This is a genomic window from Amycolatopsis acididurans, assembly GCF_012328925.1.
In the GTDB taxonomy this organism is placed as follows: domain Bacteria; phylum Actinomycetota; class Actinomycetes; order Mycobacteriales; family Pseudonocardiaceae; genus Amycolatopsis_E; species Amycolatopsis_E acididurans.
The window spans coordinates 113,155-124,592 of the sequence record NZ_JAAXLS010000020.1 but is presented as its reverse complement, the minus strand read 5'-3'; the positions used below and the strand labels follow the sequence as shown (position 1 = coordinate 124,592).

At 65.9% G+C, this 11,438-nt stretch carries 10 protein-coding genes and 1 pseudogene; 4 read left to right on the top strand and 7 right to left on the bottom strand.

The window, feature by feature from the left end; genetic code table 11:
- Positions 1–143: 143 nt before the first annotated feature.
- Positions 144–1,496: an IS630 family transposase gene (locus tag HFP15_RS25240; protein ID WP_168519223.1), complete on the bottom strand. Its 1,353-nt coding sequence runs from the start codon at positions 1,494–1,496 to the stop codon at positions 144–146.
- A 45-nt stretch (positions 1,497–1,541) separates the two neighbouring features.
- On the bottom strand, positions 1,542–1,901 hold the full coding sequence (locus HFP15_RS25235; RefSeq protein ID WP_168519222.1) for a hypothetical protein: 360 nt from the start codon (positions 1,899–1,901) through the stop codon (positions 1,542–1,544).
- A gap of 60 nt (positions 1,902–1,961) precedes the next feature.
- Here HFP15_RS25235 and HFP15_RS25230 point away from each other — a divergent pair, with 60 nt between their 5' ends.
- Both HFP15_RS25230 and HFP15_RS25225 read left to right on the top strand, forming a co-directional pair.
- On the top strand, positions 1,962–3,116 hold the full coding sequence (locus HFP15_RS25230) for an IS630 family transposase (protein WP_210717823.1): 1,155 nt from the start codon (positions 1,962–1,964) through the stop codon (positions 3,114–3,116).
- A gap of 237 nt (positions 3,117–3,353) precedes the next feature.
- Positions 3,354–4,535, top strand: a pseudogene (locus tag HFP15_RS25225) (IS110 family RNA-guided transposase); the annotation flags it as partial.
- A gap of 55 nt (positions 4,536–4,590) precedes the next feature.
- On the opposite strand, the gene HFP15_RS25220 reads toward HFP15_RS25225, so the two are convergent.
- Positions 4,591–5,049 carry a nuclear transport factor 2 family protein gene (locus tag HFP15_RS25220; protein ID WP_281355634.1) on the bottom strand — a complete coding sequence of 153 codons (459 nt, stop codon included), beginning with the start codon at positions 5,047–5,049 and terminating at the stop codon, positions 4,591–4,593.
- A gap of 116 nt (positions 5,050–5,165) precedes the next feature.
- On the opposite strand from HFP15_RS25220, the gene HFP15_RS25215 reads away from it, so the two are divergent.
- On the top strand, positions 5,166–6,503 hold the full coding sequence (locus HFP15_RS25215; protein WP_168519220.1) for a cytochrome P450: 1,338 nt from the start codon (positions 5,166–5,168) through the stop codon (positions 6,501–6,503).
- 80 nt (positions 6,504–6,583) lie between these two features.
- On the top strand, positions 6,584–7,660 hold the full coding sequence (locus HFP15_RS25210; RefSeq protein ID WP_168519219.1) for a zinc-binding dehydrogenase: 1,077 nt from the start codon (positions 6,584–6,586) through the stop codon (positions 7,658–7,660).
- A 160-nt stretch (positions 7,661–7,820) separates the two neighbouring features.
- Here the strand turns inward: HFP15_RS25210 and HFP15_RS25205 are convergent, their stop codons facing one another.
- From HFP15_RS25205 to HFP15_RS25190, 4 genes are all read right to left on the bottom strand, one after another.
- Positions 7,821–8,891: an LLM class flavin-dependent oxidoreductase gene (locus HFP15_RS25205; RefSeq protein ID WP_168519218.1), complete on the bottom strand. Its 1,071-nt coding sequence runs from the start codon at positions 8,889–8,891 to the stop codon at positions 7,821–7,823.
- A gap of 38 nt (positions 8,892–8,929) precedes the next feature.
- The gene (locus tag HFP15_RS25200) at positions 8,930–9,145 is read right to left on the bottom strand and encodes a ferredoxin (RefSeq protein WP_168519217.1); all 216 of its coding nucleotides are present in this window, start codon (positions 9,143–9,145) and stop codon (positions 8,930–8,932) included.
- A complete protein-coding gene (locus HFP15_RS25195; RefSeq protein ID WP_168519216.1) occupies positions 9,146–10,471 on the bottom strand; it encodes a cytochrome P450 in 1,326 nt (441 codons plus the stop codon).
- A gap of 79 nt (positions 10,472–10,550) precedes the next feature.
- Positions 10,551–11,315: an enoyl-CoA hydratase/isomerase family protein gene (locus HFP15_RS25190; RefSeq protein WP_168519215.1), complete on the bottom strand. Its 765-nt coding sequence runs from the start codon at positions 11,313–11,315 to the stop codon at positions 10,551–10,553.
- Positions 11,316–11,438: the final 123 nt, after the last annotated feature.

Below are 11,438 nucleotides of genomic sequence, written 5' to 3'. Positions count from 1 at the left end.
CCCGCCGCCGCTGCGATGTCCTTTTCGCCATGCTCCGCAACAAGACCCTCTACCAACCCCCGCACCCCGACCGGCTTGACAAACCCATAGGGACACCCCCCGACGAACTAACGGGCGCGACCACTAGTGTCCTGCGCCGGAAATTACGAGTTTAAGTTCTTATTAGTTGAGGTGGCTTCGGTGATCTTGGCGAGGTAGTCGGCGAGAGAGTTGAGGATCTCGTCGGCGGTCTTGGTCCAGGTGAAGGGTTTGGGGTCGTGGTTCCAGTTTTCGATCCATGCGGTGATGTCTTTCTCCAACGCTTTCACGGAGGTGTGGACGCCGCGGCGGATGAGTTTGTCGGTCAGGAGCCCGAACCACCGCTCGACCTGGTTGATCCAGCTCGATCCGGTGGGGGTGAAGTGAATGTGGAAACGCGGCCGACGTGTCAGCCACGCTTTGATCTCCGGGGTGTTGTGCGTGCCGTAGTTGTCGCACACGAGGTGCACGTCGAGTTCGGTGGGCACCGCTTTGTCGATCGTGACAAGGAACTTCTTGAATTCGACCGCGCGGTGACGGTGGTGCAGTTCGCTGATGACGGTGCCGTCGGCGATGTTGAACGCGGCGAACAGGCTGGTGATGCCGTGGCGCAGGTAGTCGTAGGTGCGGCGCTCGGGCGTGCCCGGCATCATCGGGAACATCGGTTGGGACCGGTCCAGGGCCTGGATCTGAGCCTTCTCGTCCACGCACAGCACCACCGCTTTCTCGGGCGGATTGTGGTACAGGCCAACAACATCCACGACCTTGTCCACGAACTGCGGGTCGGTGGAGAGCTTGAACGAGTCCTGCATGTGCGGCTTGAGGTCGAATTTCTTCCAGATCCGCCCGATCGTCGACTTGGACAACCCGGTACGCGCCGCCATCGACGCCCGCGACCAATGCGTGTCCCTGCCCGGAGTGGACTCCAACGTGGTCACCACGACGTCCTCGACCCGGTCGAGCAGAATCGAGGGCGGACGCCCCGGCCGAGGCTCGTCAACCAGGCCGTTCAGCCGCTTGGCGATGAACCGGGACCGCCAGCGGTTCACCGTTGTCTGGGACACGCCAAGGTCGGCGGCGACCTGCTTGTTCGTCCCGCCCTGCGCGCAGGCCAGCACGATCTTCGCCCGTAGCGCGAGGAATTGGGCGGTCTTGGCTCGCCGTGCCCACCGCGCCAGTTGCGCCCGTTCCTCGTCATCGAGCACCAAATCCGCTTTGTGCCGGCCCGGCCGCGGCTGATCATTCAAGCCGTCCAACCGATCGACGGCGAACCGGGAGCGCCACTTACCCACCGTCATCGCCGTGAGATTCAAGCTGGCCGCCACCGCGGTATTCGATTTCCCTTCAGCGCAGGCCAACACGATCCGTGCTCGTTCCGCCAAGCGGGGACGCGCTCGATCGCCCGCCCAGCGCGACAGTTCGACACGTTCCTGCTCGGACAACACGACCTCGACAGCCTGAGGACCACGACGGGACATAGAAACACTATAGGCATCTACACTCAAAATTTCAGGCGCGACACACTAGTGGTCGCGCCCGTTAGTTCGTCGGGGTTGCCAGGCTGTGGTGTCGTTGAGGTAGAGCCCGCAGGCGCAGTCGAGTGCTTCTTGTGGTGTGCCGAAGGGGTAGCCGCTGGGCAGGATCGAGTTTTCGTAGTCCTCGTGGCTGGCGCGGTAGATGGCGAACCCCCAACTGGTGGCGGATCCGTTGTAGCGCAGTCGGAACAGCGGCAGCGTGGTGCCGTCGGCGAGCTCGCCGGCGACGTAAGCGAACGCACCGTGGTGACGCACGTGGACTGTGGTCAGTTGGGGCCAGCGTTCCCGTGCGCGGGCCAGCAGGCGTTGACGCAGCGAAGTCTTGGTCGACTCGGGCGGGGAAGCCATGGGAACGATCCTGCCCGATACCGTCTCACTCCCATAGTCGATCTTGAAATGAGTGGGTTGGTGGCCGCGCGTAGCCCGTATGTGATCACGCTGGACTCGGCGGATCGACAAACACTGGAGGCACTGTCGCGACGTGGTCGTGCCGAGCATCGGCAGGTGTTGCGGGCGCGGATCGTGCTGTGCGCCGCTGACGGGCAATGCAATGCCGACATCGCTCGCGCGCTCGGGGTTGTCGTGGACACGGTTCGCAAGTGGCGCAAGCGGTTCTGCCGCGAAGGGCTGCCGGGACTGGCCGACAGGCCGCGCAGTGGGAGGCCCCGGGTTTTCCCGGCCACGGTCGTCGCCGAGGTGAAAGCGCTGGCCTGCGAGCTGCCCGCGGAGGCGGAGGCGCCGTTGGCGCGGTGGAGCTGCCCGGAGCTGGCCCGTGAGGCGGTGGCTCGTGGTGTCTGCGAGCGGGTGTCGACCTCCACGGTGCGCCGGTGGCTGGCCGCGGATGCAATCAAGCCGTGGCAGCATCGCTCGTGGATCTTTCCCCGCGACCCATACTTCGCGGTCAAGGCAGCCCGGGTGCTCGACTTGTATGCCCGCGTCTGGGAAGGCGAACCGCTGGGCGAGAACGACTTCGTCCTCAGCGCCGATGAGAAACCCGGCGTCCAAGCCCGATACCGAAAACACAAGCCCCTGCCGACCGGCCTGGGCAGGCCGATGCGGGTGGAATCTGAATACACTCGCGGCGGCACACTGGCCTACCTCGCCGCCTATGACGTGCATCGAGCCCGTGTGCTCGGCCGCTGCGAGCCCACTACCGGCATCGCCCCGTTCTCGCGCCTGGTCGATCAGGTCATGACCAGCGAACCCTACGCCAGCGCCCGCCGCGTGTTCTGGGTCGTGGACAACGGGGCATCTCATCGCAACTGGGCCGCCGCAGCCCGAATGAACGACGCGTTTTCCAATGCGCACATGATCCACTTACCAGTACACGCCTCGTGGTTGAACCAAGTAGAGATCTACTTCTCAGCTGTGCAACGAAAAGCACTCACCCCAGACGACTTTTTCGACCTGGACGAGGTCGAACAACGGCTCCTGTCCTTCCAGAGCCGCTACAACACCACGGCGAGCCCCTTCGGCTGGACCTTCACCCGCCACGACCTCAACCAGCTACTTGCCCGGATCGGCCATCATGACCGCCACGCACCCCAACCACTGGCAGCATGATCACCCCCCGTTACCGTCTTCGTAGCTCCTGATCAAGGGGCTCGTGGTCGCCAGGCCCGGCATGACTTATGCCCCCAGTCGAACCCATGATCCGGGGGGTGGTGTCACCGGGTTTGGTGGCATCTTCGGACCGCTGATAGGGACACGGCCGCCCGTAGGGCAGGTCTCGTCGTAACGTGGCTGTCGGCCGTGGATGCCTGACTGGCGGCCAGGAACGACGAGACGAAAGTGCCGTGCGTGAACAACGGTTATAGCGTGTTCCTGGGTCTGGACGTCGGCAAGGGCGTGCACCACGCCGTCGGCCTGGACCCGGACGGGAGGCGGCTGCACGACGCAGCACTGCCCAATAGCGAGCCCAAGCTGCGGGAAGTATTCGAGCGGCTTGCCCAGCACGGTCCAATCTTGGTTGTGGTGGATCAGCCCGCCACGATCGGCGCGCTGCCGGTTGCGGTCGCGCGGGACTGCGGGCACGAGGTGGCCTACCTGCCCGGCCTGGCCATGCGCCGGATCGCCGACCTCTACCCGGGCAATGCCAAGACCGACGCCCGCGACGCCTACATCATCGCCGATGCCGCCCGCACCCTTCCCCATGCACTGCGTCGGGTCGACGTCGGTGACGACGCCCTGGCCGAGCTCGATGTGCTGGTCGGCTACGACGACGATCTCGCCGCCGAAGCCACCCGGCTGAGTAACCGGATCCGCGGCCTGCTCACCGGCATCCACCCCGCCCTCGAACGTGTCCTCGGCCCCAAGGTCACCCACCTCGCTGTGCTGGAGATCCTCTCCCGTTGCGGCGGCCCGATCGGCATCCGCAAGGCCGGGCGCCGCAAACTCACCGCGATCGCGACCAAGCACGCGCCTCGCATGGGCGCCAAACTGGTCGACACCATCCTGGCCGCACTGGACCAGCAGACCGTCGTCGTCCCCGGCACCGCCGCAGCCGACACCGTGTTGCCGCGCATCGCTGAGAGCCTGAAGACCGTTCTCACACAACGGAAAACTGTCGCGTCCGAGGTCGAGGAGATACTCGATGCGCACCCTCTTGCCCGGGTCCTGACCTCCATGCCCGGCATCGGGGTCAGGACCGCCGCCCGCATCCTGCTCGAGATCGGCGACGCCTCCGCCTTCGCCAGCTCCGGCCATCTGACCGCCTATGCCGGCATCGCACCCGTCACCCATCGCTCCGGCTCCTCCATCCGTGGCGAACACCCCGCCAGAACCGGCAACCGCAAGCTCAAACGCGCGTTCTTCCTCGCCGCCTTCGCAGCCCTGTCCGACCCCACCAGCCGGGCCTACTACGACCGCAAGAGGGCCGAGGGCAAGAAGCACAACGCCGCCCTCATCTGCCTCGCCCGCCGCCGCTGCGATGTCCTTTTCGCCATGCTCCGCAACAAGACCCTCTACCAACCCCCGCACCCCGACCGGCTTGACAAACCCATAGGGACACCCCCCGACGAACTAACGGGCGCGACCACTAGATGTCCTGCGCGCCTGTCCAGCCGGTGGCGCGCCGATGGGCTGCAACCGGCCCCCAGTCGTAGAACGGCCGCATCTCGACGACGTCGTGGTCATCGTTGCAGTCGAACACGTACACGCCCCGGTTCGTGTAGTGGTGACCGATCGAGAACCAGGCGTCGGTGGTGCACTCGACGAGAACGGTCTTGCCCGCCACCCCGATGTGCAGCGGCGTGTAGGTCAGTTTGCCCGGATCGGTGCGGGTGCAGTTTTCGGAGAGGTAATCGGTGATGGCGTCACGTCCGGTCATCCAGTAGCGCTCGAGGCCGTGGTCGGTCAGGCCGACTGCCCAGTAGCGGCAGTCCTCCGTGAACTTCGACATCGCCAGCTTCGCGTCCTGGCTGCTCATTCCTCGGTACCAGGTCAGGACGGAGTCGACGTCGGTCCGCTCTGACGCTGCTGTCGTGTCATCTGGCATAGCAGCAGAATTCCTGATCTATGACATGTTGTCAAATATTGCCCAGAGTCCTTGACCGTGGCGTAAGTGCGGCCCTAAATTTGATATTTGAGCAAATCCAACGGCGGGAGGCCGCGATGACGAAGGCTGCAGTCGAGCGCAACGTCGACTACGCGAGTATCAAAGGCCTGACGGTGCTGAGGAGCTATGAGGACATCAACTTTGTGTTGAAATCGCCCGACTTCGTGCAGCTCAAGGGCGATGTTCCGGAGATCGGGAGGCCGTTCAACCGGGGGACGCTGCTCAGCCTCAACGGTGCGGAACACCTGGCGCGCCGCCGGTTGTACTCGCCGCTGTTCTCCAACGACGCCCTCAGCTACCTCTACCACCGTGCCGCACGGCCGGTGATCGTGGAGGCCCTGCACAACGTTTACCGGGCGGCTCAAGATGCCTCCGCGCGGCCGGCGGCCGATCTGGCGAAGCTGGTCCCGCTGATGCTCTACCGGGTCTCGGCACGGGTAGCGGGAGTCGACGGTATCGACACTGACGAAGACGTCCACGCGTTCACCAATGTCATCGAGCGGTACGCGAAGGGAATCTCGATCGAGTTCTTCGACAACCCGGAATCCTTCGTGCAGGAGGCACTCGCGGGCAAGGAGGAACTCCGGAAGCGGTACCTCGAGCCATGTACGGCCCGCCGCCGCGAGCTGGTCGAGGCATTCCGCGCGGGGCGGCTCGAAAAGAGCGACCTGCCACGAGATCTGATCACGCTCTGGCTGCTGAACGACGAGTCGCTGCTCAAGGGTGAGTCGCCAGAGCAGGAGGAGTACCTCCTGGTCGAGTTCGAGTTGTTCCTCTACACCGGTACCAGGACGACCCAGCGGCTCCTGCCGCACGTCATTCAGGCGATCACCGACTGGGTCGCGGCCCATCCGGAGGACGCGACCAGGACGACGGAGAGCGCCTTCCTGCGCGGGGCCATTGCCGAGACGCTCCGGTTCCACGGCCTGCCCGCCATGCAGCGCCGTGCGATCAGAGACGTCGTACTGCCCAGTGGGGCGCAGATCGCGGCCAGGGAGATGATCGCCCTCGACTACGTCGATGCCAACAAGGATCCCAACGTGTTCGGTGAGGACGCGGCGGAGTGGAACCCGTACCGGATCGAACGGGGCATCAAGGGCGCGCCGTGGGGCATGTCGTTCGGCGGTGGCGCACACATGTGCATCGGACGGCGTCTGGTCACCGGCGGCGACTGGCGCAAGGGCTCCTCGGCGGACGACCGGCACATCGACGGCACCGTGGTCGCGATCGTCCGGGCGATGTTCGAGGCCGGTGTGCGGCCGGACACGGACAGCGAGTCCGTGTCACATGGACAGGCGCACTTGTCCCAGTTCGACGAGTACGTGGCTTACCCGGTCGTCTTCGATCGGATCGAGGAGTTCGTTGCCTCCACGAAGGAGACGGCCGCCTCCTGACTGTCGCTTCACGCGGCTGCTTGCGCCGCTATTTGGCATCGGCTTCGCCGGTTCATCTACGTTGGAGAAGGTGGGAAGACTTGCGCGCATTCGTGATCGAGGAGTTCGGGCGGCACGGCGTCCGGGATGACGTCGAGACGCTCGAGCTGGGGCCGCGCGACGTCCGGGTCCAGATCAAGGCCGCCGGTGTGTGCCGCACGGACTTGTCCGCGACCAACGGCAAGTGGCCGACCGCGTTGCCGCTGGTCGCCGGTCACGAAGGCGCCGGCATCATCGTGGAAGTGGGGGAGCAGGTGACCGACCGCCAGGTCGGCCAGCATGTCATGATCGACTCGCCCGCGTGCGGTCAGTGTTACCTGTGTACCCACGGTTCGCCGCAGTTCTGCGAGCGCCGCGATCTCAGCGGTTCCCAGGTGAGGTTCAAACTCGCCGACGGCACCGGAGTGCATTCGATGATCGGCCGGGGTACCTGGTCCGAGGAGATCGTTGTCGACGCGAGCGCCGCGATCGTGCTGCCGAAGGCCGTGCCATTCGATGTGGCCAGCGTGATCGGATGCGCGGTGCGGACGGGTACCGGTCAGGTCATCAACGTCGCCAAGCCGGAGGCCGGGTCGAGCGCGATCTTCTTCGGCGGAGGCGGGATCGGGGCCTGCGCGATCATGGGCGCCAAACTGGCGGGTTGCGGCACGATCGTCGCCGTCGACCCGGCCACGCCCAAGCACGAATCCCTGCTGCATTTCGGCGCAACTCATGCGATTACGCCGGATGAGGTGCAAGACGCCATCCACAATCTCACGGACGGCCGTGGCTTCGACTACTCCTTCGAGAACGTAGGGCGTCCGGAGACCTTGCGCGCGGCCTGGGACGCGGCCCGCACCGCCGGGACCGTCGTCATCACAGGCCTTGGCGGTACACAAGGTCGTGTCGAGTTCGACCTCAACGAGCTCTCCGTGCACGGTAAGACGCTGCGGGGCAACGTGGGCGGGAACTGCCTTCCGCAACGGGATCCGGCCCTGTTCGCGGAGTTGTACCTGCTGGGAAAGCTCGATCTGGACTCGGTGATCACCAACCGGCTGAAGGTCGACGAGTTCCCGGACGCGCTCAAGGCACTCGACGAGGATCCGACCATCCTGCGACAAGTGGTCGAATTCGACTGAGGGGTGGGTTGCCTGCGAGCCCGCCGGTAGCGCGGGCAATGCCGCCACTCACGTGAGTGGCGGCATTGCCCATTGGTCATGTACGGGAGCCGCGTGGTGTCGCCAGGTCAGGCAGCGGGCAGCCGCCAGAACGTCGGCAGCCGGCCGAACGGCCTCATCGTCAGACTTCCGTTGAAGCGATCTTCTCCCGGCGACCACGCGCGGCGGGAAGGACGCCCTCCACCAGCGCCCGCGCGCTCGCCGCGCCCGCCGTCTCGGTGTCGTTGCGTGGCGCGATCAGCAGGACGTCGTCGAGCCCGAGGTCGCGGATCTCAGCCAGCCGGTCCACACACGTTTCCGCTGGGCCCACCAGGGCGAACCGGTCGATGAACTCCGGTGTCAGGGCCTGGACCTGGTTCGCCGTTTCGCCGTGAGCGCGCATGTCGTAGCTCGTCGCGACCTTCTCGAACACGCGGCGCTCCGCGTCGGTGCTCGGGCCCTTCACCGTTCCGTGCATCGACGAGAAGCGCACGCTGGAGGCGACGATGTTGGCCACCAGCGAGCGCGCGAACTCGAGATCGTCCGAGACTGCGATACTCATCAGGCCGCCGAGCGCGACCTCGGCGGGGTCGCGGCCGATCCGTTCGCAAGCCTCCCGCATTGTGCGTACGCCCCACGCCAGCCTCTTGGGGTCGGCACCGAGTCCGAAAATGACGCGGTCGGCGTGCTGGGCCGCGACTTCGATGGTGCGCGGCCCGGAGGCGAACACCGTGATCGGCACCGGCCTGGCCTCCTCGCCCAACCAGGAAAACCTGCTGTCATCCGGACCGCTGTGCAGCGGCAGGGAGTCGATCTCCCGCGACGGGCGCCAGCGCTCGAGATCGGCGAATGGCACCGGCTTGCCGTGCAGGAGCCGGCGTACGACACCCAGGTATTCGTTCAGAACCGCAACGGCGACGGGCGCCGCACCGAGGTGAGCGAGGGCGGAGTCGCCCCTCGCGATGCCCAGCGACGCCCTCCCTCCGGATACCTGGTCGACGGCGGCCACCGCGGAGGCGGTGACGGCGGGGTGACGGGTCCCCGGGTTGGTCGAGGCGTTGCAGAGCAACAGCCGACTGGTCACCGTCGCCGCCACCGTCATCGATACGTAGGTGTCACCCCAGAGGTTCTGGTTGTCCGGGAACATGAGCCCGTCCCAGCCATCGGCCTCGGTCTGTTCGGCAAAGGCCCGGATCCGGTCGGGCCGCGTCATGGGTGCCGGGGCGAGGGCCCAGACACGGAGTCGGGATGTCATCCGTTGGCGACCCGGATCGCGGTGGTCGGGCACATGTTCTCGACATCCTGCAAATCGGCGAACGCCGCCTGCCGCGCGCCGGCCTCGTTCACCTCGGCGACGCCGTCGTCGTTGAGCTCGAACACGTCGGGCAGGCTGCGTACGCAGAAGGCGGTGCCCTCGCACGCGACCTGGTCGACCGTCACCTTCGTGGACTGCTCAGGGGTCGTCATTCATGCCTCCTTGGTGCTTGCTCGTGCCGATGCGACGAACCGGTCGAGGGTCGTGAACGTCACGGGGTAGGTCAGGTATTCGTCGTATTCCGAGAAATGCGCCGAAACGTGGTCGACCGCGGCCTTGTCAGGGTGTGGCCGGACCCCGGCCTCGAACAGTGCGCGGACGATGGCGACGAGGCTGCCGTCGACATCCCGGTCCGAGGCTTCGCTGTCCCGGCGCCAGTCGCCACCCGTGACCAGCCTGCGGCCGATGCACATGTGGGCACCCCCGCCGAACGCGAGACCCCATGGCGAGGTCTTTCGCGGAAGCCGGTTGATCCGGTAAGGGTCGAACTCCATCGTGTCGTCGCCGTAGATCTCGGGATCGACGCTGGCGTCACGGAAGATCAGTGCCAGCTGCTCGCCCGGTTCCAGCGTCGCTCCGCTCGGCAGCGTGATCGGATTGACCACGCGCCGCAACAGGGCCGGGATCAGGCCGTGCAGCCGGAGAGACTCACTGATCGCGCCACGCAGGAAGGTGCTTTCGGTGGCGTGTTGCCGGTCCTCGGGGTGCTCGTCGAGCCAGGTCGCGATGCGCTGCACGATGTGCGGCAGCACCCGGACCGTCGTGCGGGTCGACGCGTTGAGAAAGACGCCGACCTCGATCAGCAGCATTTCCTCGTCGACGTCGCTGTCGGTGTCGAGGAGCCAGAGCGTGATGACGTCCCTGGTCAGATCGGCGCGCTCGATCCGGCCTTCGCGATAGGCCTGGACCAGCTCCCGCCGCCGGGCGAGCGAGGGATTGAAGAACCGCTCCCGGAGTTCTTCCTGTGCGGCCTGCGCCTCGACCACGATCGGGTCCGGGTCGTGGATCCACTCCAGCGCGATGCCCTTGCCGATGCCGTCGACGATCCGGGTGAACGCGTTGACTCCTTCATCCGTCTCGACACCGTCGACGCCCACGATCTGGGCGGCGACGCGGTAGAGCAGCATCGCGCCCATCTCGGCGAGGTCGGCCTCGGGCTCGGTCCCTGCCTTCGCGGAGTCCTCGGCGAGCCGGACAAGCGTGTCGACGATGACCGGGCGGCTGCCGTGGTCGTAGAGGTAGTGGAGCATCTCGTTGGAGAACAGGGTGGCGTAGAGCCGCCGCCGTGCGAGGTGCTGATCTCCGTTGATCGCCAACAGCGAACCTGTGGTGAACGGTCGTCCCTCGAGCGGCAGGTCGCCCTTGAGCTGGACGACGTCGGGGGAACGGAGTACGGACTGGATGTCCGCGTGGTCCCGGATGACGGTCATGTTCGCGATGTTGGCGAAGGTGACGTCCCTGGCGATCTCCTGTGACACCGGAGGCTCCTTCAATTTAATCAAAGATGTAAAATCACGGTAACGCGGTCATGGTCGTGGCTCAAGGCCTGGCGGGCGTTCAGTGGTCCCAGCTGGCCTGCGTCGCCAGTCCCTGAAGTGCGAGGCCGGTACCGACGCCGTCGGCCAGGAGCCGGCGATACTCGCGAGTCAGCACGTCGCGTGCGTAGCGGCGGGTCAGAAATGGTTTGGCGGCAAGGTATCGCGCGATCTCGCGAGCTCGCGGCAGCACCTCGGCCGGCGGCAGGACCTCGGCGACCGCGCCGGCGGCCTTCGCCTCGTCGGCGTTGAGCTCCTGGCCCATCAGCAAGTAGTAGCGGCCACGGTTCGGGCCCAGGACGTGGGTCCACACGACATGTGCGCCGTCGCCGGGCACGACACCCTTCGCGAAGTGGCCCCGGTCGGAGAACACCGCGGTCTCGGAGGCCACCACCACGTCAGACATGATCGGCAGCTCCGAATGAAACCGGACCGGCCCGTTGATGGCGGCGACGACCGGCACGGTGATGGCCAGCAGGGTGGTCAGCAGGCGGGTGCCCTCGTAGAGGATGTTGTCCCAGCTCTCCGCGGTGGTGACCTGGAAGGTCGTGAAGTCGAGGTCGTCACACCACGCGTCACCGGCGCCGGTGAGTAGCAGGACGCTGTTCTCCCGGTCGCCGGCGATGTCGGTGAACAGGTACGGCAGCTCGTCATGGACTTCCTGTGTCCACACCAGACTCTCGCCATCGGTGTGCAAGGTCAGCTCGAGGACGCCGTTTTCGTCGCGCTGCATCGCGGCGTGCGGATACCTCTTCGAGTACTGGTCGAAATCGGGCGCGTGACGCATTGACCATCCTCTGCGCGAGTTCTGTGTGATAGTTTTTGATGTGTGATCAAATGCTTCGTTGCAGACGGTAGCCCCGCCACTTGGCATGGTCAAGCGCTCTCCGGAGCGCTGTCACGACGGGAG